Source organism: Pseudomonas baetica (genome assembly GCF_002813455.1).
In the GTDB taxonomy this organism is placed as follows: domain Bacteria; phylum Pseudomonadota; class Gammaproteobacteria; order Pseudomonadales; family Pseudomonadaceae; genus Aquipseudomonas; species Aquipseudomonas baetica.
Genome location: NZ_PHHE01000001.1, coordinates 3,020,853 through 3,044,169 on the forward strand (window position 1 = coordinate 3,020,853; position 23,317 = coordinate 3,044,169).

Genomic DNA, 23,317 nt, shown 5'->3' on the forward strand with positions numbered 1-23,317 from the left:
TGATGGGGCAATCCCGGCAGTTGCTTCAGTCTAGGCACAATCTACTGTGGGAGCGGGCTTGCTCGCGAAGGCGTTGTGTCAGTCGATATTAAAATTGACTGACACACCACCTTCGCGAGCAAGCCCGCTCCCACAAGGGGTCTCGTGACGACTGATACGGCCCGGTAACCGGCGCTCAGTATATCGATCCGGCCCAACAAACGTTGGGCCTTGCGCACATTTGTGGCGAAAAGTTACTCCAGCGCTTTCCAGATATCCGTGGCGTACTCGCGAATCGTCCGGTCGGAGGAGAACCAGCCCATTCGCGAGGTGTTGAGCACTGCCGAACGCCACCAGTTATTGCTGTCGTGCCAATGCGCTTCGACGCGTTTCTGCGCTTCCCAGTACGAATCGAAGTCGGCGCAGACCAGGAAGCGGTCATAGTCCACCAGCGAATCGATCAGCCCGGTGTAGCGCGACGTATCATCCGGCGAGAACACGCCACTGCGGATCGCTTGCAACACATCGTTGAGGCGATGGGACGCAGCGATGTCCGGCGCAGCGCTGAACTCGTGGTTCTGTTTGCGCGCTTCAACCTGCTGGGCGCTGAGGCCGAAGATGAACATATGCTCAGCGCCGATGCGCTCGCACATTTCCACGTTGGCGCCATCCAGCGTGCCGATGGTCAGCGCACCGTTGAGGCCGAACTTCATGTTGCTGGTGCCCGAGGCTTCGAACCCGGCAGTGGAAATCTGCTCGGACAAATCCGCTGCCGGGATGATGCTTTCCGCCAGGCTGACGTTGTAGTTGGGCAGGAACACCACTTTCAGCAGGCCACGCACGGTCGGGTCGTTGTTGACCACCCGGGCGATGTCGTTGGTCAGTTTGATGATCAGTTTGGCTTGGTGATAACTCGCGGCAGCCTTACCGGCAAAGATCTTCACCCGCGGCACCCAGTCGACTTCCGGCTCGGCGCGAATCGCCTGATACAGCGCCACGGTGTGCATCAGGTTGAGCAACTGGCGTTTGTATTCGTGGATGCGTTTGACCTGCACGTCGAACATCGCCGCCGGGTTGACCGCGATTCCCAGCCGTTCGTGAATCAGATAGGCCAGGGCCTTTTTGCTGTGCAGGCGCTGTTCGGCGAAGGCCTTGCGGAACGCGGTTTTCTCGGCGAACGGTTCGAGATCAAGCAGGCGCTCTTCAGGGTTGTCGAGCAAGTCCGGGCCCAGTGCGTCGACCAGCATAGAGGTCAGCTCAGAGTTGGCCTGATACAGCCAGCGGCGGAAGGTGATGCCGTTGGTTTTGTTGTTGATCCGATCCGGATACAACTTGTGCAGCTCGGAAAACACCGTGCTGCGCATCAACTGCGTGTGCAATCCGGACACGCCGTTAACGCTGTGCGAACCGAGGAAGGCGAGGTTACCCATGCGTACGCGGCGGCCGTTGTCTTCCTCGATCAGCGACACGGCACGCAGCACGTCGAAATCGTGGATGCCTTTGGCCCGCAGCGAATCAATGTGCTGGGCGTTGATCAGGTAAATGATCTGCATGTGCCGCGGCAGCATGCGTTCCATCAAGCCCACCGGCCAGGTTTCCAACGCTTCCGGCAGTAGCGTGTGGTTGGTGTAAGACAGCGTGTCGACGGTGACTTGCCACGCCGCATCCCAGGCTACGTCATAGACGTCGACCAGTTGGCGCATCAGTTCGGCGACGGCAATCGAGGGGTGAGTATCGTTGAGTTGGATGGCGGCGTGATCGCCGAGGGTCAGCACCGAGGTGTGCATATTACGGTGACGACGCAGCAGATCCTGCAGCGAGGCGGCGACGAAGAAATATTCCTGACGCAGACGCAGTTCTTGCCCGGCTTCGGTGCTGTCTGCCGGGTAGAGCACGCGGGAGATACTTTCGGCGCGGGCCACTTCGGCGACCGCGCCCAAGTGGTCGCCAGCGTTGAAGCGCTCCAGATGCAAATCTTCCATGGCCCGGGCGCGCCACAGCCGCAAGGTGTTGACGCTCGCCCCGCGCCAGCCGACCACCGGCGTGTCGTAGGCAATCGCCCGCACGATTTCCGCCGGCGACCAGACTTGTCTGGTTTTGCCGCTGGCATCGGTGACGGTTTCAACACTGCCGCCGAAGCCGATGGAGTAAACGACTTCCGGCCGTTCGAACTCCCACGGGTTGCCGAAATCCAGCCAGTGTTCGGTCTGCTCCTGCTGCCAGCCATCGACGATGGCCTGCCGGAACAGGCCGTGCTCGTAGCGGATGCCGTAGCCGTGGCCGGCGATGCCGAGGGTCGACATGCTTTCCATGAAACATGCCGCCAGGCGACCGAGGCCACCGTTGCCGAGCGCCGCGTCGGGCTCCAGTAAACGGATGCGTTCCAGATCGACACCGAGTTCGGTCAAGGCTTCACGGGCAACGTCGAGCAGGCCGAGGTTGCTCAGGCTATCGTAGAGCAGGCGCCCGATGAGGAACTCCAGCGAGAGGTAATAGACGCGTTTCTGGCCTTTGCGGTAGATCTGCCGGGTGTGGTCCATCCAGTGTTCGACCATGTGATCGCGCGCCGCCAGGGCAATGGCTTCGAACCAGTCATGGTCGAAGGCGTGATCAGGGTCTTTGCCCACCGCGTAGGTGAGTTTGGTCAGGACGGCGTCGCGAAATGCGGCCACCTCTGCTTCGCGAACTAGTGGTTCTTGAGTCATCGATAGGACCTCGGGCGAGCGGGGAATTGTCTGAGCCTAGACGGTCTGACCGACGGTAGCGGCGCAGGTTCGGCAGTTTTTCCTGAGACGCTGAGATCGTCCGGCAATCGCTTGGCGAATGCGCTAATGAATGCAGGGGCCGTGCCGAATTCTCCCCCTGATATTGGCCGCCAGGAAAAAATCTGGCGAAAGGTTGTTCAAAAATCCACCAGTCCCGGTATGATCGCGCGCCCTGATGCACACACGCCTGGTAACTCCCGATGATGAAGCCCAACCTGATTGCCGCCGCCGAGATCGATCGTCTCGATACGTGGGCCAAATATTCGGCCCCGATGTGTGGCTCTTGCATGTCCAGCTGCTGCACGCTGCCGGTCGAGGTCAAGATCAAGGATCTGGTGCGCATCGGTGTGGTCGACGAGTTCGAGCTGGGCGACCCGCCGAAGAACATCGCCAAGCGTCTGCAAAAGGAAGGGCTGGTCGAGCGCTTCAATCAGAAGTCGGGCATCTTCACCCTCCAGCGCATGAGCAACAACGATTGCTACTACCTGGATCGTAAGAGCCGCCTGTGCACCATTTATGACAAGCGCCCGGACACTTGCCGTAATCACCCGAAAATCGGCCCGCGTCCGGGGTATTGCGCGTACAAGCCCAAGGAAGTGGTGCGCGAGCAGAATTTCCGCGCGATCGAGAAGTTTTGATCTGACCTGAGATTTTCGGCGGCTTATCGGCCGCCTTCGCGAGCAAGCCCGATCCCACACTAGATCTTTTCAGTGAACACACATTTTGTGTACACCAGAGATCCACTGTGGGAGCGGGCTTGCTCGCGAAGAGGCCAGCAAAAACACCGCACCCGTCTCGGTTAAATCCCGGACAAACAAAAACGCCCCCGGTCTCGCGACCGGGGGCGTTTTCATTCAGCCTGAACTAATGACTCAGTTCTTGGCTTTCTTGGCAGCGCGGGTACGCTCGCTTTCGTCCAGGATCTTCTTGCGAAGACGGATGGACTTAGGCGTCACTTCGCACAGCTCATCTTCCTGGATGTATTCCAGAGCTTGTTCCAGAGTGAACTTCACTGGTGGAACCAGAGCGATGGTTTCGTCTTTACCCGAAGCACGCATGTTGTCGAGCTTCTTGCCTTTGGTCGGGTTCACGCCCAGGTCGTTGTCGCGGCTGTTCTGACCAACGATTTGACCGTTGTAGATCTCTTGGCCGTGTTCTACGAACAGCTTGCCACGAGCCTGCAGGGTTTCCAGCGAGTAGGTCAGTGCCTTGCCGGTTTCAACCGAAACCAGAACGCCGTTCTGACGGCCGGACATGTGGCCGGACTTCACGGTGTCGTAGCGATCGAAGATCGAGGTCAGGATGCCAGCACCGTTGGTCAGGGTCAGGAACTGGTTACGGAAACCGATCAGACCGCGAGCAGGGATGTTGTATTCCAGACGAACACGGCCCTTGCCATCCGGCACCATGTTGCTCAGGTCGCCCTTACGCAGACCCATCTCTTCCATGACCTTGCCCTGAGCTTCTTCAGGGATGTCGATGGTCACGTTTTCGAACGGCTCTTGCTTGACGCCGTCTACTTCACGAATGATCACTTCCGGACGGCCCAGGGCCAGTTCGAAGCCTTCGCGACGCATGGTTTCGATCAGTACCGAGAGGTGCAGCTCACCACGGCCGGAAACCTTGAACTTGTCAGCGGTGTCGCCTTCTTCAACGCGCAGAGCAACGTTGTACAGCAGCTCTTTGTCCAGACGATCCTTGATGTTACGGGACGTCACGAACTTGCCTTCTTTACCGCAGAATGGCGAGTCGTTTACCTGGAAGGTCATGGAAACGGTTGGCTCGTCAACGGTCAGCGGCTTCATCGCCTCGACAGTGTCCGGGTGGCACAGGGTGTCGGAGATGAACAGCGAATCCATACCGCTGATGCAAACGATGTCGCCTGCTGCAGCTTCTTCAACGTCGACGCGGTGCAGACCGTGGTGACCCATCAGCTTCAGGATACGGCCGTTGCGACGCTTGCCGTCAGCACCGATAGCCACAACCGGGGTGTTCGGCTTGACGCGACCACGAGCGATACGGCCAACGCCGATAACACCCAGGAAGCTGTTGTAGTCCAGAGCGGAAATCTGCATCTGGAACGCGCCGTCACGGTCAACAGCCGGAGGCGGAACGTGGTCGACGACCGCTTGGTACAGCGGGGTCATGTCTTCAGCCATGGCGGTGTGATCCAGACCGGCGATGCCGTTCAGGGCCGAGGCGTAAACAACCTGGAAGTCCAGTTGTTCTTCGGTAGCACCGAGGTTGTCGAACAGGTCGAAGATCTGGTCCAGAACCCAGTCCGGACGCGCGCCTGGACGGTCAACCTTGTTGATCACCACGATTGGACGCAGGCCGGCTTCGAAAGCCTTCTTGGTCACGAAACGGGTTTGCGGCATAGGGCCGTCTTGAGCGTCAACCAGCAGCAGAACGGAGTCAACCATCGACATTACGCGTTCAACTTCGCCGCCGAAGTCGGCGTGGCCCGGGGTGTCCACGATGTTGATGTGGTAGCCGTTCCAGTTGATGGCGGTGTTTTTCGCCAGAATGGTAATACCGCGCTCTTTTTCCTGGTCGTTGGAGTCCATCACGCGCTCGTCGTTGAGCTCGTTGCGCTCCAGGGTGCCGGATTGACGCAGGAGTTTGTCTACCAGGGTGGTTTTACCATGGTCAACGTGGGCAATGATGGCGATGTTGCGTAGATTTTCGATCACTTGTGTATCTCGATCAGAGGATTCGGTTTGCTGACAAGTCTTGGCAGCGATTAGCAGTAGTGTCCGGCATGGCCGTTACAGCTTGACGGCGGTGTCGGGGGGCCGGTGACGCAGGCCACAGGCAAACAGCCCCGGGCACTTAGCTCGGTCGATAAACGCGCACATTGGCATGCCCCTCACTGAGCAAATGGTGGGCATGCAGGCGACTCATCACGCCTTTGTCGCAATACAGCAGGTACTGGCGAGTAGGGTCCAGTTCCTTGAAACGTGCGTTCACTGCATAGAACGGCATCGTCTGTACCTCTATGCCGGCAAGCTCCAGCGGTTCGTCTTCAGCGGCATCCGGGTGACGGATGTCGATGACGATCTGACCGGCCAGTGCTTCGCCGACTTCTTCAATTTGCAAATCCTGGCCCAATTCGTCGATGACTCGATCGATCGCCACCAGTTTGGCGTTGGCGAGCGCACGCTCGAGCACCGCCATGTCGAATTCTTTCTCTTCGTGCTCAACGCGGCCACGCTTGGCGGCAGTCTTCGGATTGACCGAGATGACCCCGCAGTATTCCGGCATGTGCCGGGCAAAATCGGCGGTGCCGATCTCGTTGGCCGTGTCGATGATGTCCTGCTTGTGGGCGACGATCAGCGGGCGCAGGACCAGTTTGTCGGTTACGCAATCGATCACCGACAGATTCGGCAGCGTCTGGCTCGACACCTGGGAGATCGCTTCACCGGTGACCAGCGCATCGATATGCAGGCGGTCAGCGATGGCGGAGGACGCGCGCAACATCATACGCTTCAATACGACGCCCATATGACTGTTATCGACTTTGCCGAGAATTTCGCCCAGCACTTCTTCAAATGGAACACTGACAAATAGCACGCGTTGCGAGCTGCCGTACTTCTTCCAGATGAAATGCGCGACTTCCATCACGCCCAATTCGTGGGCCCGCCCGCCGAGATTGAAGAAGCAGAAGTGCGCCATCAGGCCGCGGCGCATGATCTGGTAGGCCGCAACGGTCGAGTCAAAGCCGCCGGACATCAATACCAGCGTCTGCTCCAACGCACCAAGCGGGTAACCGCCGATGCCGTTGTGCTGGCTGTGGATGACAAACAACCGTTTGTCGCGAACTTCGATACGAACTTCGATTTGCGGCGCTTTTAGGTCAATCCCGGCGGCACCGCACTCACGGCGCAGCTTGCTGCCGACGTATTTTTCTACGTCCATCGAGCTGAACGTGTGCTTGCCTGCACGCTTGCAGCGCACCGAGAAAATCTTCCCGGCCAGCGCATCGCCGTAGTGCTGTTTGCACTTTTCGGTGATGTCGTCAAAGTCACCTAACGGGTACTCGTCGATCTGCAAAAAGTGCGCGATGCCCGGCATGCAGGTCAGACGCTCACCCATCTCTTTCAAGGCTTTGGGGTCGGTAACGCGGGTTTCCAGCTCGAGGTTGTCCCACACACCGTTCACCACCACAGCCGGGTCCAGATCGCGGAGCACGGCACGGATGTTCTTGGCCAGCTGGCGGATGAATTTCGTCCGGACAGGTCGGCTTTTGATGGTGATCTCGGGGAAGACTTTTACGATTAGTTTCATGAAAACAGCGCGCGCAGGGCCAGCCGAAAAAGGGGGGCGCGGATTATAGCGGAAATTGCTCAAGGTTTAACCAGTTAATGTGCAGAACGTTTTGCGCGCACCAAAACGGGTCATTTTTCAATTCGCACGCTACATTAGGGGGCGATATTTTCGCCTTCACGGCGCTTTGCACCTTTAGAAGCGTGAATTTGGGGCAAAAAACCCATGCTGGGGCACTGGCATGCAATTTGCTCCCTTGTGAGGCAGGTTGCCTTGGCAGAGTATCTGCGCCGGCATCACCCATATTAAGGGCATCCACTACCAAGCCCTAAGCCACCCGGAGGACACTATGTCGAAGTCGGTTCAACTCATCAAAGATCATGACGTCAAGTGGATTGATCTGCGCTTCACGGACACCAAAGGCACTCAGCACCACGTGACCATGCCGGCTCGCGATGCGCTGGAAGACGACTTCTTCGAAGTCGGCAAGATGTTCGACGGTTCCTCCATCGCGGGCTGGAAAGGCATCGAAGCCTCCGACATGATCCTGCTGCCGGACGACGAAACGGCCGTGCTCGACCCGTTCACCGAAGACGCGACCCTGATTCTGGTCTGCGACATCATCGAACCGTCGACCATGCAAGGTTACGATCGTGACCCGCGCGCCATCGCTCACCGCGCCGAGGAATACCTGAAGACCACCGGTATCGGTGACACTGTGTTCGCCGGTCCAGAACCAGAATTCTTCATCTTCGACGAAGTGAAGTTCAAGTCGGACATCTCCGGCTCGATGTTCAAAATCTACTCCGAACAAGGCTCGTGGATGTCCGACCAGGACATCGAAGGCGGCAACAAAGGTCACCGTCCAGGCGTCAAAGGTGGCTACTTCCCGGTTCCGCCGTTCGACCACGACCACGAAATCCGTACTGCCATGTGCAACGCACTGGAAGAAATGGGCCAGACCGTTGAAGTTCACCACCACGAAGTGGCAACTGCCGGTCAGAACGAGATCGGTGTCAAGTTCAACACCCTGGTGAAGAAAGCTGACGAAGTTCAGACGCTGAAATACGTTGTACACAACGTTGCCGACGCCTACGGCCGCACCGCTACCTTCATGCCGAAGCCGCTGTACGGCGACAACGGTTCGGGTATGCACGTACACATGTCCATCGCCAAAGATGGCAAGAACACCTTCGCTGGCGAAGGCTATGCGGGCCTGTCCGAAACCGCTCTGTACTTCATCGGCGGCATCATCAAGCACGGTAAGGCCCTGAACGGCTTCACCAACCCGGCTACCAACTCCTACAAGCGTCTGGTGCCAGGCTTCGAAGCTCCGGTCATGCTGGCCTACTCGGCCCGCAACCGTTCCGCCTCGATCCGTATTCCTTACGTCAACAGCCCACGCGGCCGTCGTATCGAAGCACGTTTCCCGGATCCGGCTGCCAACCCGTACCTGGCTTTCGCAGCTCTGCTGATGGCCGGCCTGGACGGTATCCAGAACAAGATCCACCCAGGCGATGCCGCTGACAAAAACCTGTACGACCTGCCGCCTGAAGAGGCGAAAGAGATCCCACAAGTTTGCGGCAGCCTGAAAGAAGCCCTGGAAGAGCTGGACAAGGGCCGTGCGTTCCTGACCAAGGGCGGCGTGTTCTCCGACGACTTCATCGACGCTTACATCGCGCTGAAATCCGAAGAAGAAATCAAGGTCCGCACCTTCGTACACCCACTGGAATATGAGCTGTACTACAGCTGCTGATCCGGTAGCGCTGCGCTACGCGGCGTGACAAAAAGAGGCCTCCTTCGGGTAATGCCGATCAGTTAAGCCCTTTTGCTTGACCTTTGGCCGCAAGAAATCAAAATCCGATGCCTGAATAGGCATCGGATTTTTTTATGCGTCTGGCTCGGGCACTGGAACTCACCCACAACTTCGTCTCGACTCCCAACTCCCTCGAAGGGTTGGACTCGTTGCTTGATCCATCTCTGGTCGAACAGGCATTGGAGCAGGCCGGTGTAGCCACTTTGCGCAGGCGACGCTTACCTTTGGAAATGATGCTTTGGTGCGTCATCTCCATGGCGTTTTTTCGACGCATGTCGGCGTGGGATGTGGTCAGTCGCATGAACATCATGCTGCCTGGGCAACGTCCGCTGGTCGCGCCCAGCGCCGTAGTCCAAGCCCGTCAGCGGCTGGGCAGCGAGGCCGTACGACAAGTCTTCGATCTGACTCAGAAAAGCTGGCATGAAGCGGCCAGTCATCCGACCTGGGCCGGGTTGCGCTTGCTGGGTGTCGACGGCGTCGTCTGGCGTACGCCCGATACACCGGAAAACCGTGCGCGTTACGACTCCGCCAGCAACCAGCATGGCGATACTGGTTTTCCTCAGGTGCGCATGGTTTGCCAAATGGAATTGACCAGTCACTTACTGATTGGCAGCGCGTTTGACGGCTATCGCAGCAACGAGATGAAACTGGCGGAGCAACTGATCGAAACCACCCCCGATCACTCGCTGACGCTGTTCGATCGCGGCTTTTATTCCTTGGGGTTGCTGCATCAATGGCAGCAAGCAGGCATCGAGCGACATTGGTTGATGCCGCTGAAAAAAGGCTCGCAGTACGAAGTGCTTCAGCGTTTGGGGCGCCACGATGCTGTGGTCTCGTTGAGTACTTCGCCGCAGGCCCGCAAGCAATGGCCTGGATTGCCGGAGCGCCTGACTGCGCGGCTTCTGAGCAAAACCGTCAAGGGCAAGGTTTGTCAGATACTGACGTCGATGGCCGACTCATTACGCTTCCCGTCCGACGAAATCGTCGATCTCTACAGCCAGCGATGGGAGATCGAGTTAGGGTTTAGAGAAATGAAGCAGACCCTGCTGAACAGCAGCTATACGCTGCGCAGCAAGACGCCCGAAATGATTGAGCAGGAACTGTGGGGCGTGTTGTTGGGCTACAACCTGTTGCGTTATCAGATGGTGGAGATGAGCCGCCATTGTCCAGGCATCCATCCATGCGAACTGAGCTTCACCGCGTGCACTTGGGCGATCTTGGGGTTTATCAACGGCGTTTCTGCGGATCGTTCGGGGAACATCCCCAAATATCTCGCAGAGTTGCATGCCTCAGCCCCGCATTATGTCCTGCCACATCGACGCGAGGAGCGCATTTATCCTCGGGCAATCAGGCTCAAATCGCCGAAGTATCCGATCAAAAACAAAAATGCCAGTCAGCTTAACTGACTGGCATTAGCCTCCTTCGGGAGGCCTTTTTTATTGCCGCAATTTATGAAGTGACGCAAATCCACTGTGGGAGCGAGCCTGCTCGCGAATGCGCTGGGTCATTGACAGAGATGGCGACTGACACGACGTCTTCGCGAGCAGGCTCGCTCCCACAGGGGATTTTGGCGCCTGAATGATCTCTGGATGTGTGCCAGGTTAGGCCAACTGACGCGTCTGTCCTATGCTGCACCCATCGTTTTCAATCCCGGTCGATTTCATGGGTCGCACCTTTCTCTACATTCTGCTGCTGATCGCCCTGCCCGCCGCCGCACAGATCTACAAGTACACCGATGCCAACGGCAACACGGTGTACAGCGATCATTCGCCGGACGGCGTCAAGGCGCAGGCGGTGGAGCTGCCGCCGCTAAACAGCGTCGAATCTCAGCCGCCGAGTGCACCAGTGGCGCCCAGCACCGATAACCGCGAACCACCGCGCAGCGCCTACGCCATTCTCGAACTCGCCGGCCTGCCCACCGAAGAAGCCCTGCGCGCCAACAACGGCACGTTCACGGTCAATGTGCTGATCAAGCCGCGCCTGCAACCGGCGCACCTTTTGCGACTGGTGCTGGACGACCAACCCTACGGCCAGCCGAGCAATGTGCCGATCCTGCAACTGGTTAACGTTGATCGCGGCGATCATCGCCTCGCAGTGCAGGTGATCGACGGCCAATCGATCATCCAGCAGAGCCCGGTGGTGGTGTTTACCGTGCAACGGGTGCACAAGCCATGAGCCGCGCGTGGCTGATCGCTGTGCTGGCCCTGACCGCGCTGCAAGCCTCGGCGGAGGTGTTCACCTACATCGACGCTCAAGGCAATCGCGTCTACACCGACCAGCCACGGGGCAATGCCAAGCGCGTGCCGCTGGCGACCAGCAATCGCATGCCGGCCAACCCCACCGCGGCCGCGCCGATCACAACGGCGAAAAAATCCCCGGAGCAACCGTTGTTCCACTACGACATGCTCCGTGTTCTGGTGCCCGAGCCGGACGCGACCATTCGCAGCAGCGCTGGCGAAGTGATCGTCAGCGTCACCAGCGAGCCGGGTCTGCAAGCAGGTCATCGCTATCGCCTGTTGCTGGACGGCAAGGCCACCGGCGAGCCAGGCCTGAGCCCGGTATTTCCACTGAACAACATAGACCGTGGCAGCCACAGCCTTTCTGTCGAGATTCTCGATGCGCAGGGCCGCACCGTAGAACGCACCGCTAATCAGCCCTTCCACATGCTGCGCATTTCGTTGGCGCAAAAGCGCCAGGTCAAACCCTGCGTCGCCAAAGATTACGGCATACGTGCGGAATGCCCGCTGAAAGATAAACCCGAAGAACCGAAAAATCCTTTCCTGCGTTTCTTCTAACGCCGCTCAGCTTTGCGCACTATATTGGTGCAGCAAGCTCCACGCTTCCCACATACCAACCCATTTTGGTTCGAAAGTACCCGCGAAGGCTGGCGGACTGCCACGCAAACGAGCGTCAAACGCCCGTTTCAGGGGTTGAACGCTTCTTTTCGGAGCCTTGGTTTGGTTTTTGCATTTTCCGTTTCACGACGCTTGCTTCTTGCGCACGCTCCGCCCCAAAAGAGGCCCTGATGACTATAAGTGACGCAATTCATCGTTTACTGCTCGACAACCTGACCACCGCCACCATCCTGCTCGACGCCGAATTGCGCCTCGAGTACATGAACCCGGCGGCGGAAATGCTGCTGGCCATCAGCGGCCAGCGTAGCCATGGGCAGTTCATCAGCGAGTTATTTACCGAGTCCACCGAGGCGCTCAACTCCCTGCGCCAGGCGGTTGAACAGGCGCATCCGTTCACCAAGCGCGAAGCGATGCTCACCGCCCTCACCGGCCAGACCCTGACGGTGGATTACGCGGTGACGCCGATCCTCAGCAACGGCGCGACCCTGCTCCTGCTGGAAGTCCACCCGCGAGATCGCCTGCTGCGGATTACCAAGGAAGAGGCGCAGCTGTCGAAACAGGAAACCAGCAAGATGCTGGTGCGCGGCCTCGCCCATGAAATCAAGAATCCCCTCGGCGGCATCCGTGGCGCGGCGCAACTGCTGGCCCGCGAACTGCCGGAAGACAGCCTGCGCGACTACACCAACGTGATCATTGAAGAGGCCGACCGCCTGCGCAATCTGGTCGACCGCATGCTCGGTTCGAACAAGTTGCCGTCGTTGGCCATGTGCAACGTTCACGAGGTGCTCGAGCGTGTGTGCCAATTGGTCGAAGCCGAAAGCCAGGGTTGCATCACCTTGGTGCGCGATTACGACCCAAGCATTCCCGACGTGTTGATCGACCGCGAGCAAATGATTCAGGCCGTGCTGAATATCGTGCGCAACGCGATGCAGGCGATCAGCAGCCAGAACGAGCTGCGTCTGGGCCGCATCAGCCTGCGTACCCGAACCATGCGTCAATTCACCATTGGCCACGTCCGCCATCGTCTGGTGACCAAGATCGAGATCATCGACAACGGCCCGGGCATCCCGGCGGAACTTCAGGAAACCATCTTCTTTCCCATGGTCAGCGGCCGTCCGGACGGTACCGGGCTGGGCCTGGCCATTACCCAGAACATCATCAGCCAGCACCAGGGCCTGATCGAGTGTGACAGCCACCCAGGCCACACCACGTTCTCGATCTTTCTGCCACTGGAACAAGGAGCCACATCGACATGAGCCGTAGTGAAACCGTGTGGATCGTCGATGACGACCGTTCTATCCGTTGGGTTCTGGAAAAAGCCTTGCAGCAGGAAGGCATGACCACCCAAAGTTTCGACAGCGCCGATGGCGTGATGAGTCGGCTGGCTCGGCAGCAGCCGGATGTGATCATTTCCGACATCCGCATGCCGGGCGCCAGCGGTCTGGACCTGTTGGCGCGGATCCGCGAGCAGCACCCACGCCTGCCGGTCATTATCATGACCGCTCATTCCGATCTGGACAGCGCTGTCGCCTCCTATCAGGGCGGCGCGTTCGAGTACCTGCCAAAGCCTTTTGACGTTGATGAGGCAGTATCGCTGGTCAAGCGCGCCAACCAGCACGCCCAAGAGCAGCAAGGCCTGGAAGTGGTGCCAGCGCTGACCCGCACGCCAGAAATCATCGGCGAAGCGCCGGCGATGCAGGAAGTGTTTCGCGCTATCGGCCGCTTGAGCCACTCCAACATCACCGTGCTGATCAACGGTGAATCCGGTACTGGTAAAGAACTGGTCGCCCACGCCCTGCACCGCCACAGCCCGCGCGCAGCCTCACCGTTCATCGCGCTGAACATGGCGGCGATCCCCAAGGATCTGATGGAATCCGAACTGTTCGGCCATGAGAAAGGCGCGTTCACCGGCGCCGCCAACCTGCGTCGCGGTCGCTTTGAACAGGCAGACGGCGGCACGCTGTTCCTCGATGAAATCGGTGACATGCCGGCTGACACCCAGACGCGTCTGTTGCGCGTATTGGCTGACGGCGAGTTCTATCGTGTTGGCGGTCATGTGCCGGTCAAGGTCGACGTGCGGATCATCGCCGCGACCCACCAGAATCTGGAAACCCTGGTGCATGCCGGGAAATTCCGTGAAGACTTGTTCCACCGTCTCAACGTGATCCGCATCCACATTCCGCGCCTGTCGGATCGTCGTGAAGACATTCCGACCCTGGCCAAGCACTTCCTCAGCCGCGCCGCGCAGGAACTGGCAGTGGAGCCGAAGCTGCTGAAAAGCGAGACCGAGGAATACCTGAAAAACCTGCCGTGGGGCGGCAACGTACGTCAGTTGGAGAACACCTGCCGCTGGATCACCGTGATGGCGTCCGGGCGCGAAGTGCATATCAGCGACTTGCCGCCAGAACTGCTCAACCTGCCGCAGGACTCGGCGCCGGTGACCAATTGGGAGCAGGCGTTGCGCCAGTGGGCGGATCAGGCATTGGCGCGTGGCCAGTCGAGTTTGCTCGATAGCGCGGTGCCGGCGTTTGAGCGGATCATGATCGAGACCGCTTTGAAACATACCGCTGGGCGTCGTCGCGATGCAGCGGTATTGCTCGGTTGGGGGCGCAATACCCTGACGCGCAAGATCAAGGAACTGGGGATGAAGGTTGATGGTGGGGATGATGACGAGGGGGATGAGGCTTAACGCATAATAGGCGAGCACCCGACATCCCCTGTGGGAGCGGGCTTGCTCGCGAATGCGGTGGGTCATTGAAATATAGGGTGACTGACACGACGCCTTCGCGAGCAAGCCCGCTCCCACATTGGGTTCTCCGTGCACCGCATGAATGCACGATGACCTGTGATCGGGCACTGCCAGTCTTTCGAAAGACCACCTCAGAACATTAAAGGCTCACCCTTCAACAATAACGAAAGCCCCGAATCCCGGGGCTTTCGCGTTTCCGTTCAACTTTTTTGTTTCAACAGATTAAAACCTGGCACGCACCCTGCAATACCTCTCACAGGTGATTCGTTTCACCACCCGTTTCGGGGACCTTGGTACAGGCAGGCCGGGGGTTCCCTCTTTACACCGGACTGACGCTGCTAGCGAAGTCCAGCCTTTTGGGAGCCCTGATACAGGCAGGTCAGGGATTCCCGCTTTTATTGCTCCCGGAGATGGATCTCCAGCCGCCAGCGGTCATCGACTTCGCTCCCGGCCCAGTCTCCTTGCAGCGGCCGCGCCGCCAGCACCGTCAGCAACAACCCACCGTCACTTGCTCGCGTACGCCAGTTCACGTCCTTGCCGTTGAGCTTGAGCTGGCCTTTCTGCGCCCGGCCTTCAGCCTGAAAAAGTAGCGCCACAGTGCCATCGATTATTTCACCGTGCAGCTTCGGTTCGTTGTTGAACCACACCACCAGACCGCCATCCGTCACCTCGACCTGCTGCAGCACGCTGGGGTCAGGCGTAGTGAGGCGGCCGATCATTAAACCAATCATCACGCCGACAATCGCTAGCGAGCCGATCACTCGCGGCAATAGTTTCGAACGGTTGTCCACAGGCGGCGTAGAATGCCGCTCATCTTTACCTTCGGAGCCGTGCATGTTTCACGTCATCCTTTTTCAACCAGAAATTCCGCCGAATACCGGCAACGTTATCAGGCTGTGCGCCAACAGCGGCTGCCACCTGCATTTGATCGAACCGCTGGGCTTCGAGATGGACGACAAGCGCTTGCGCCGGGCCGGTCTCGACTACCACGAATATGCCACGCTGCAACGTCATGCCGATCTGGCCAGTTGTCTGGAGAGCCTGGGTAACCCACGCTTGTTCGCGTTCACCACCAAGGGTTCGCGGCCATTCCATGATGCCGCGTTCGTTGCGGGCGATGCGTTCATCTTCGGCCCGGAAAGCCGTGGCCTGCCCCCAGAGGTACTGGACGCCCTGCCCGCCGAGCAGCGCCTGCGCCTGCCGATGCGTGAAGGCTGCCGCAGCCTGAACCTGTCCAACACCGTCGCGGTGGCCGTGTACGAAGCCTGGCGCCAGAACGGCTTCAAGTAACACCACAAAACAAATGTGGGAGCGAGCCTGCTCGCTAAAGCGGTGTATCAGTCGACAAAAACGTCATCTGACACGCCCTCTTCGCGAGCAGGCTCGCTCCCACATGGGTGTTGCTAAACCGTCTTACTGAACGGTTGGCGTCTCGCCGCTTTCCTGCATGCGCTGCAGCTCTTGCGCGTACAGGGCGTCGAAGTTCACCGGAGCCAGCATCAGTGCCGGGAACGAACCACGGGTCACCAGGCTGTCGAGGGTCTCACGTGCGTAAGGGAACAGGATGTTCGGGCAGAACGCACCCAGAGTGTGGCTCATCGAAGCCGGGTCGAGGTTCTTGATCAGGAAGATACCGGCCTGTTGCACTTCAGCGATGAAAGCCACTTCGTCACCGTTTTTCACGGTCACGGACAGGGTCAGTACGACTTCGAAGAAATCGCCTTCCAGTTCTTTCTGGCGCGTGTTCAGATCCAGACCGACGCTCGGATCCCACTGCTGGCGGAAGATCGCCGGGCTTTTCGGGGCTTCGAAGGACAGGTCGCGTACGTAGATGCGCTGCAAGGAGAATTGCGGTGCGGTTTCTTCTTCGCTGGCTGCAGTGTTCTGTTGGTCAGTCATCTCAGATCCTTTCTGATCTTGGGTCTTTAGGGATTGCTGTACGTGGGTGCAGCCGTTCAGGCCTTGAGCAGCGCGTCGAGCTTGCCGGCGCGCTCCAGGGCATACAAATCGTCACAACCGCCGATGTGCTTGCTGCCGATCCAGATCTGCGGCACGGACGTGCGGCCGGCCTTCTGGGTCATTTCGGCGCGCACCTGCGGCTTGCCATCGACCTTGATCTCTTTGAAGGCCACGCCTTTGTTCTCGAGCAGGTATTTGGCTCGCGAGCAGTAAGGGCAGTAATCGCTGGAGTAGACGATGACTTCGCTCATATCACTTCACCAACGGCAGGTTGTCGCCTTTCCAGCTAGAAATCCCGCCGGACAGCTTGGCGGCGGTGAAGCCGGATTTCATCAACTCGCGGGCGTGGGTGCCGGCGGTCTGGCCCAGAGCGTCGACCAGAATGATGGTCTTGGCCTTGTGTTTTTCCAGCTCACCGGTGCGCGCGGCCAGCTTGTCTTGAGGAATGTTGATCGCGCCAACGATGTGGCCGGCAGCGAAATCCTTGGCCGGACGGATGTCCACCACCACGCCAGCATCTTTGTTGACCAGTGCGGTCAGCTCACCGGTGCTCAGGCTTTTACCGCCGCCCTGCATCGTGTGCGCCAGCAGCAGAGCCAGCAGTACGACGAAGATACCGACAAGAATGTAGTGGTTAGTGGCAAATTCAATCAGGTGAGCAACCATCGAAGGAGGTTCCAGGGCGTTAAAATGTCGGCCAGTATACACAGCCACTATGGTGGGCCAAACCCCGTCCGGCGGTGACGTGGATTGAACTTGGCTTTAAACTCCAACTCCCTTTTCCATCGCCCTCTTCTTTATTAGCCACGAGTGGATTCCATGACTACCACGCCTAAACCTTTGGTCCTGATCATTCTCGACGGCTTCGGTCACAGCGACAGCCCCGAATCCAATGCCGTTTTTGCGGCGAAGAAGCCCGTGCTCGATCGCCTGTGGGCCACCGTGCCGAACGGCTTGATCTCGGGCAGCGGCATGGACGTCGGCCTACCGGACGGCCAGATGGGCAACTCCGAAGTCGGCCACATGAACCTCGGCGCCGGTCGCGTGGTGTATCAGGACTTCACTCGTGTGACCAAAGCGATCCGTGACGGCGAGTTCTTCGAGAACCCGACCATCTGCGCCGCTGTGGATAAAGCCGTGGCCGCCGGCAAAGCCGTGCACTTCATGGGCCTGCTCTCGGATGGCGGCGTACACAGCCACCAGGATCACCTGATCGCCATGGCCGAACTGGCCTTCAAGCGCGGCGCCGAAAAAATCTACCTGCACGCCTTCCTTGATGGCCGTGACACCCCACCGAAAAGCGCCGCTTCGTCGATCGAACTGCTCGACGCGACCTTCCAGGCGCTCGGCAAGGGCCGCATCGCCAGCATCGTCGGCCGCTACTTCGCCATGGACCGTGACAACCGCTGGGATCGCGTGGCTCAGGCCTACAACCTGATCGTCGACGGCAACAGCGAATACAACGCTGCCACCGCTCAGGAAGGCCTGGAAGCCGCTTACGCTCGCGGCGAGAGCGACGAATTCGTCAAAGCCACCACCATCGGTGAGCCGGTGAGAGTCGAAGATGGCGACGCCGTGGTGTTCATGAACTTTCGCGCCGACCGTGCCCGCGAGCTGACACGCGTGTTCGTCGAGGACGACTTCAAGGACTTCGAACGCGCGCGCCAGCCAAAACTGGCGGGGTTCGTCATGCTGACCCAATACGCGGCGAGCATTCCGGCACCTTCGGCTTTCGCCGCCGGCAGCCTGGAAAACGTCCTTGGCGACTATCTGGCGAAAAACGGCAAAACCCAGCTGCGCATCGCTGAAACCGAGAAATATGCCCACGTGACCTTCTTCTTCTCCGGCGGTCGTGAAGAACCGTTCCCGGGCGAAGAGCGCATCCTGATCCCGTCGCCGAAAGTCGCCACTTACGACTTGCAGCCGGAAATGAGCGCGCCCGAGGTGACCGACCGCATCGTCGACGCCATCGAAAACCAGCGTTACGACGTGATCGTGGTCAACTACGCCAACGGCGACATGGTCGGCCACAGCGGCGTGTTCGACGCGGCAGTGAAGGCGGTTGAATGCCTCGACGCCTGCGTTGGACGCATCGTCGAAGCGCTGGAGCAGGTTGGCGGCGAAGCACTGATCACCGCTGACCACGGCAACGTCGAGCAAATGGCAGACGAGTCCACCGGGCAAGCACACACCGCACACACCACCGAGCCGGTGCCGTTCATTTACGTCGGCAAGCGTGACCTCAAGGTTCGTGAAGGCGGCGTATTGGCGGACGTGGCGCCGACCATGCTGAAGCTGCTGGGCCTGGAAAAACCGGCGGAAATGACTGGCACGTCTATCCTGGTGTAATCCGCTCGATCACGCACCACAAAACCCTGTGGGAGCTGGCTTGCCAGCGATAGCAATCTGACAGCCAACATCTATGTTGAATGTGCAGACGCCATCGCTGACAAGCCAGCTCCCACAGTGGTTTATGGAGTTTTCGAAATGGAATTCGCTGTATTGCTTGCTCCAGTTATCACACAGCCCCAATTGGGCGTTTTTTTTGCAGCCTCGGGCGGGCATACTAGGCCGTCCCTTACCCTGGTGCCGCCCGCCCCTATGCTTCGCGTCCTGATTGCCCTCGCTCTGACCTGCCTGCTCCAACCGGCCTTCGCTGACGAGCGCGCACAAACCCAACAGCAGTTGGACGCCACGCGTCAGGACATTGCCGAGCTGAAAAAGCTGCTGGGCAAGCTCCAGGAAGAAAAATCCGGCGTGCAGAAAGAGCTCAAGGGCACCGAAACCGAGATGGGCAAGCTGCAGAAGCAGGTCGATGCCCTGCAGAAAGAACTGCAGAAAAGTGAATCCGAGCTGCAACGGCTCGATGCGGAGAAAAAAAAACTCCAGAGCGCGCGCGCTGAACAACAGCGACTGATCGCCATCCAGGCCCGCGCGGCCTACCAGAACGGTCGGCAGGAATACCTCAAGCTGCTGCTCAACCAGCAGAATCCCGAGAAATTCGCCCGCACCCTCACCTATTACGACTACCTGAGCCAGGCCCGCCTGGAGCAGTTGAAGAACTTCAACGAAACCCTGCGCCAACTCGCCAATGTCGAGAAAGACATCGGCTTGCAACAAGCGCAATTGCTCGTCCAGAAAAGCAGCCTCGACACGCAGCGCGAAGAGCTCGACAAGGTTCGCAAGGAACGCCAGCAAGTCCTTGCCAAGCTCAACGACGACGTCAAGGCCCGCGATCAGAAACTCGCCTCTCGCGAGCAGGATCAGGCAGACCTGTCTAAAGTCCTTAAAACCATTGAAGAAACTCTGGCCCGCCAGGCCCGTGAGGCAGAAGAAGCGCGGCAGAAAGCGCTGATCGCCCAGCAGGAAGCGGAAAAAAAGCGCTTGCGTGAGGCGCAGGCTGAAAACAGCGACGCCCCACGAAAACCAGCCAGATCAACACCCGGCGCACTGGTCTCCAGCAGCGGCGAGACCTTCGGTGGCCCTTTTGCTGCAACCCGGGGAAAACTTCCGTGGCCGGTTGATGGTCGACTGTTGGCACGCTTCGGTGAAAGCCGTGGCGATGACGCCCGGACCAAGTGGGATGGCGTGATGATCAGCGCTTCCGCCGGCAGCCAGGTGCATGCCGTACACGGTGGGCGCGTGGTGTTTGCCGATTGGCTGCGGGGCGCCGGGCTGCTGGTGATCCTCGATCACGGCAACGGTTTTCTGAGTCTTTACGGTCACAACCAGACGCTGCTCAAGTCGGCCGGTGACGTGGTAAAAGCCGGTGAGTCCATCTCCACTGTCGGTAACAGTGGCGGTCAGGACACACCAGCACTGTATTTCGCAATTCGTCAGCAGGGTCACCCGAGTGATCCGGCGCAATGGTGCCGCGCGCAAGGATAAGCGCGCCGCCTAATTCAGGAGTTCGTTCGACATGCTGCATTTGTCCCGCCTTACCTCGCTGGCTCTGACGATCGCTCTGGTGATCGGCGCGCCTCTGGCGTTCGCCGCACAACCAGCCCCGGCCGTCGCTCCGGCAGGCACTGCCGCGACCTCCAAGGCGCCGCTGCCGCTGGAAGAGTTGCGCACCTTTGCCGAGGTCATGGACCGGATCAAAGCCGCTTATGTCGAGCCGGTGGACGACAAGACCCTGCTGGAAAACGCGATCAAGGGCATGCTCAGCAACCTTGATCCGCACTCCGCTTACCTGGGCCCGGAAGATTTCACCGAGTTGCAGGAAAGCACCAGCGGCGAATTCGGTGGTCTGGGTATCGAAGTCGGTGCCGAAGACGGCTTCATCAAAGTCGTCTCGCCAATCGATGACACGCCAGCGTCGAAGGCCGGCATTCAGGCCGGTGACTTCATCGTCAAGATCAACGGCGCGCCGACTCGCGGCCAGACCATGACCGAGGCCGTCGACAAGATGCGCGGCAAGATCGGTCAGAAAATCACCCTGACCCTGGTCCGCGACGGCGGCACGCCATTCGACGTGACTTTGGCGCGCGCCGTGATTCAAGTGAAGAGCGTCAAGTCGCAACTGCTTGAGTCGGGCTACGGCTATATCCGTATCACTCAGTTCCAGGTCAAGACCGGCGATGAGGTCTCCAAGGCCTTGGCGAAGATGCGCAAGGACAACGGCAAGAAACTCAACGGCATCATTCTCGACCTGCGCAACAACCCGGGTGGCGTTTTGCAGGCCGCGGTGGAAGTGGTTGACCACTTCATTACCAAAGGTCTGATCGTCTACACCAAAGGCCGCATCGCCAACTCCGAGCTGCGTTTCTCTGCTACCGGAAAAGACGAAAGCGAAGCCGTGCCGATGGTCGTGCTGATCAATGGTGGCAGCGCCTCGGCGTCGGAAATTGTCGCCGGTGCTCTGCAGGACCAGAAACGCGCTGTGGTCATGGGCACCACCAGTTTCGGCAAAGGTTCGGTACAAACCGTGCTGCCGCTGAACAACGACCGCGCGCTGAAGATCACCACCGCGCTGTACTTCACACCCAATGGCCGTTCGATTCAGGCCCAGGGCATCGTCCCGGACATCGAAGTGCGCAAAGCCAAGATCACCAGCGAGGCGGACGGCGAATACTTCAAGGAAGCCGATCTGCAAGGCCATTTGGGCAACGGCAACGGCGGCGCCGACAAACCAAGCGGTTCGGCAGGCAAGGCCAAGGCCATGCCGCAGGATGACGATTACCAACTGGCCCAGGCCCTGAGCCTGCTCAAAGGGCTGAGCATCACATCCGGCCGTTGAGGATGAGTTTGCGTTTCGTCTTCGTTCTGTTGTGCTGTCTGGCGGGTGCTGTTCACGCAGAACCCGTCAGCCCAAAGCCACACAAAGCCTACCTGACACTGATCATCGACGACTTGGGGCAGAACCTGCCCCGGGATCGCCGTGTGCTGGCCCTGCCCGGCCCGGTAACCGCGGCGATCATGCCCGACACCCCGCACGCCACCGAATTCGCCCGCGAAGCCCATCGCGCCGGCAAGATCGTCATCCTGCACATGCCGATGGATCCGGCCACCGGGCCGTTCGCCTGGCACCCCGAACTGCCCATCGAAGAACTCGAAAAACGCCTGAACGCTGCGTTCAAAAGGGTGCCGTTCACGGCCGGTATCAATAACCACATGGGCAGCCGCATGACCGCGCAACCGGTAGCGATGGCCTGGTTGATGGGCGAGTTGCAACGCCGCCACAAGTTCTTCGTCGACAGCCGCACCAGCGCGCAGACAGTGGCCGCACAGCAGGCGCAGAAGATCGATCTGGCCAGCGTTTCACGGGATGTGTTTCTCGACGACGAACGCACCGAGGCGGCGATCTCCACACAGTTGCAGACGGCGATCAGCCTGGCGCGCAAGCAGGGTTCGGCGGTGATGATCGGCCATCCGTATCCGCAGACCCTGGCGGTACTGGAGCGCGAATTGCCGAAGCTGAAGGCTCAGGGGATTGAGTGGATCGATATCCGGCAGATGATCAGTGTGCGCAGTAACAAGGCCACGGCTGCTCATGGCAAGGATGGCGTTTATCGCTGAATCCGCAACGCCCTAAAACAAAATGTGGGGGCGGGCTTGCTCGCGAATGCAATGCTTCAGCCAATATCTGAGTTGCCTGACACGACGCCTTCGCGAGCAAGCCCACACACAATTGAATCGCGGTGACGCTGGGGTTAGAGATACCGCCCCATGATGTCGTCCACCACGCCATCCTTGCGCATCTGATCCAGCGCTGTCTGGAGCTTTTTCACTGTCTCGTCCGGCACATCTTTATTCAGCGCCAGATAGAGTTCAGCGCTGTTGAAGCGCAGCACCGTCTTGAGCCCGGTCACACCATCCTGCCGCGCCAGATAGTGCCCGGCCGGATCGCCAGTGGCCCACAGATCGATCTGACCGTTAACCAGTTTCTTGGCATTGTCCTGATCGCGCAGCACCACCACCGGCTTCAAGCCCTGCTTGGTCAGCGTTTCGGCAATCGCATCGCCCTTGTAGGCACCGATCTTGTATTTGCGCGCATCATTGAGGGTTTCGAGGGTGATCTTGCTGTCGGCCTTGGCCAACAGGATCCAGTCGTCGGGGCCGATCGGGCCCACCCATTTGAAGAGTTTCTCGCGATCCGGCAGCCGCGCCATGACGAAGGCACCGTAACCGGGATTTTCCAGCGCCAGTTTGTACACCCGCTCCCAAGGGAAGCGCAGGGTCAGGCTGTAAGTGAGGCCGGCACGCTGGAACATCTCGCGCACGATATCGGTGGCGATGCCGTTGATGTTCTCGCCCTGGGCGAAGTTCTTGCCATTCTTCGCCATGTTGTACGGCGGGAAGTTTTCGGTGAGGAGCACCAGATCGGTGTCGGGACTGTCCTCGGCACGGGCCGTGTTGACCAGCAACACAGCAGCACTGGCGAGAACGAGAAGCAGGCGTTTGATCATGTCGGGCTACCGGAATCCAT

At 59.2% G+C, this 23,317-nt stretch carries 20 protein-coding genes; 12 read left to right on the forward strand and 8 right to left on the reverse strand.

The genetic code is table 11. From position 1 onward, the window contains the following. Positions 1-233: 233 nt before the first annotated feature. A complete protein-coding gene (locus tag ATI02_RS13665) occupies positions 234-2,684 on the reverse strand; it encodes a glycogen/starch/alpha-glucan phosphorylase (RefSeq protein WP_100846543.1) in 2,451 nt (816 codons plus the stop codon). Between the two features lie 260 nt (positions 2,685-2,944). On the opposite strand from ATI02_RS13665, the gene ATI02_RS13670 reads away from it, so the two are divergent. Further along, positions 2,945-3,382, forward strand: coding sequence for a YkgJ family cysteine cluster protein (locus tag ATI02_RS13670; RefSeq protein WP_065615414.1), 438 nt, complete (start codon positions 2,945-2,947; stop codon positions 3,380-3,382). Between the two features lie 234 nt (positions 3,383-3,616). On the opposite strand, the gene typA is transcribed toward ATI02_RS13670, so the two are convergent. Further along, positions 3,617-5,437: a translational GTPase TypA gene (typA, locus tag ATI02_RS13675; protein WP_064117050.1), complete on the reverse strand. Its 1,821-nt coding sequence runs from the start codon at positions 5,435-5,437 to the stop codon at positions 3,617-3,619. Between the two features lie 139 nt (positions 5,438-5,576). Further along, complete coding sequence (thiI, locus tag ATI02_RS13680; protein WP_095190094.1) at positions 5,577-7,031, reverse strand: tRNA uracil 4-sulfurtransferase ThiI; 1,455 nt, start codon at positions 7,029-7,031, stop codon at positions 5,577-5,579. 328 nt (positions 7,032-7,359) lie between these two features. Between thiI and glnA the strand changes: the two genes are divergently transcribed. The 6 genes from glnA (at position 7,360) to ntrC (ending at position 14,370) form a co-directional block, all read left to right on the forward strand. After that, complete coding sequence (gene glnA / locus ATI02_RS13690) at positions 7,360-8,766, forward strand: glutamate--ammonia ligase (protein ID WP_064117048.1); 1,407 nt, start codon at positions 7,360-7,362, stop codon at positions 8,764-8,766. A 134-nt stretch (positions 8,767-8,900) separates the two neighbouring features. Next, on the forward strand, positions 8,901-10,232 hold the full coding sequence (locus ATI02_RS13695) for an IS4 family transposase (protein ID WP_100845361.1): 1,332 nt from the start codon (positions 8,901-8,903) through the stop codon (positions 10,230-10,232). 256 nt (positions 10,233-10,488) lie between these two features. Continuing rightward, entirely contained in the window at positions 10,489-11,001 is a 513-nt protein-coding gene (locus ATI02_RS13700; protein ID WP_100848465.1) for a DUF4124 domain-containing protein, read from the forward strand. Continuing rightward, a complete protein-coding gene (locus ATI02_RS13705) occupies positions 10,998-11,621 on the forward strand; it encodes a DUF4124 domain-containing protein (protein ID WP_095190091.1) in 624 nt (207 codons plus the stop codon). Before ATI02_RS13700 ends, ATI02_RS13705 begins: the two co-directional genes overlap by 4 nt. A gap of 230 nt (positions 11,622-11,851) precedes the next feature. Then, positions 11,852-12,937 (forward strand): nitrogen regulation protein NR(II), encoded by a 1,086-nt coding sequence (gene glnL / locus ATI02_RS13710; protein ID WP_095190090.1) that lies wholly within the window; start codon positions 11,852-11,854, stop codon positions 12,935-12,937. After that, entirely contained in the window at positions 12,934-14,370 is a 1,437-nt protein-coding gene (ntrC, locus tag ATI02_RS13715; protein WP_100846544.1) for a nitrogen regulation protein NR(I), read from the forward strand. The genes glnL and ntrC overlap by 4 nt, the downstream gene beginning before the upstream one ends. A gap of 455 nt (positions 14,371-14,825) precedes the next feature. On the opposite strand, the gene ATI02_RS13720 is transcribed toward ntrC, so the two are convergent. Next, entirely contained in the window at positions 14,826-15,266 is a 441-nt protein-coding gene (locus ATI02_RS13720; RefSeq protein ID WP_100846545.1) for a hypothetical protein, read from the reverse strand. Here ATI02_RS13720 and trmL point away from each other — a divergent pair. Further along, positions 15,265-15,720: a tRNA (uridine(34)/cytosine(34)/5-carboxymethylaminomethyluridine(34)-2'-O)-methyltransferase TrmL gene (trmL, locus tag ATI02_RS13725; protein ID WP_100846546.1), complete on the forward strand. Its 456-nt coding sequence runs from the start codon at positions 15,265-15,267 to the stop codon at positions 15,718-15,720. The genes ATI02_RS13720 and trmL overlap by 2 nt on opposite strands. A gap of 123 nt (positions 15,721-15,843) precedes the next feature. Here the strand turns inward: trmL and secB are convergent, their stop codons facing one another. The 3 genes from secB to ATI02_RS13740 are packed head-to-tail and all read right to left on the reverse strand — an operon-like array spanning position 15,844 to position 17,055. Continuing rightward, on the reverse strand, positions 15,844-16,329 hold the full coding sequence (secB, locus tag ATI02_RS13730) for a protein-export chaperone SecB (RefSeq protein WP_095190086.1): 486 nt from the start codon (positions 16,327-16,329) through the stop codon (positions 15,844-15,846). Positions 16,330-16,385: 56 nt separating this feature from the next. Continuing rightward, on the reverse strand, positions 16,386-16,640 hold the full coding sequence (grxC, locus tag ATI02_RS13735) for a glutaredoxin 3 (RefSeq protein WP_038359971.1): 255 nt from the start codon (positions 16,638-16,640) through the stop codon (positions 16,386-16,388). A gap of 1 nt (position 16,641) precedes the next feature. Continuing rightward, on the reverse strand, positions 16,642-17,055 hold the full coding sequence (locus ATI02_RS13740; protein ID WP_095190085.1) for a rhodanese-like domain-containing protein: 414 nt from the start codon (positions 17,053-17,055) through the stop codon (positions 16,642-16,644). Between the two features lie 153 nt (positions 17,056-17,208). Here ATI02_RS13740 and gpmI point away from each other — a divergent pair, with 153 nt between their 5' ends. From gpmI to ATI02_RS13760, 4 genes are all read left to right on the forward strand, one after another. Further along, on the forward strand, positions 17,209-18,738 hold the full coding sequence (gene gpmI / locus ATI02_RS13745) for a 2,3-bisphosphoglycerate-independent phosphoglycerate mutase (RefSeq protein ID WP_100846547.1): 1,530 nt from the start codon (positions 17,209-17,211) through the stop codon (positions 18,736-18,738). A 252-nt stretch (positions 18,739-18,990) separates the two neighbouring features. Further along, on the forward strand, positions 18,991-20,277 hold the full coding sequence (locus tag ATI02_RS13750; protein ID WP_100846548.1) for a murein hydrolase activator EnvC family protein: 1,287 nt from the start codon (positions 18,991-18,993) through the stop codon (positions 20,275-20,277). Between the two features lie 31 nt (positions 20,278-20,308). Continuing rightward, on the forward strand, positions 20,309-21,628 hold the full coding sequence (locus ATI02_RS13755) for a S41 family peptidase (protein ID WP_095190082.1): 1,320 nt from the start codon (positions 20,309-20,311) through the stop codon (positions 21,626-21,628). Positions 21,629-21,630: 2 nt separating this feature from the next. Further along, entirely contained in the window at positions 21,631-22,407 is a 777-nt protein-coding gene (locus ATI02_RS13760; RefSeq protein ID WP_100846549.1) for a divergent polysaccharide deacetylase family protein, read from the forward strand. A gap of 134 nt (positions 22,408-22,541) precedes the next feature. Here ATI02_RS13760 and ATI02_RS13765 read toward each other — a convergent pair whose 3' ends face one another. After that, the gene (locus ATI02_RS13765) at positions 22,542-23,297 is read right to left on the reverse strand and encodes a substrate-binding periplasmic protein (RefSeq protein ID WP_100846550.1); all 756 of its coding nucleotides are present in this window, start codon (positions 23,295-23,297) and stop codon (positions 22,542-22,544) included. Positions 23,298-23,317: the final 20 nt, after the last annotated feature.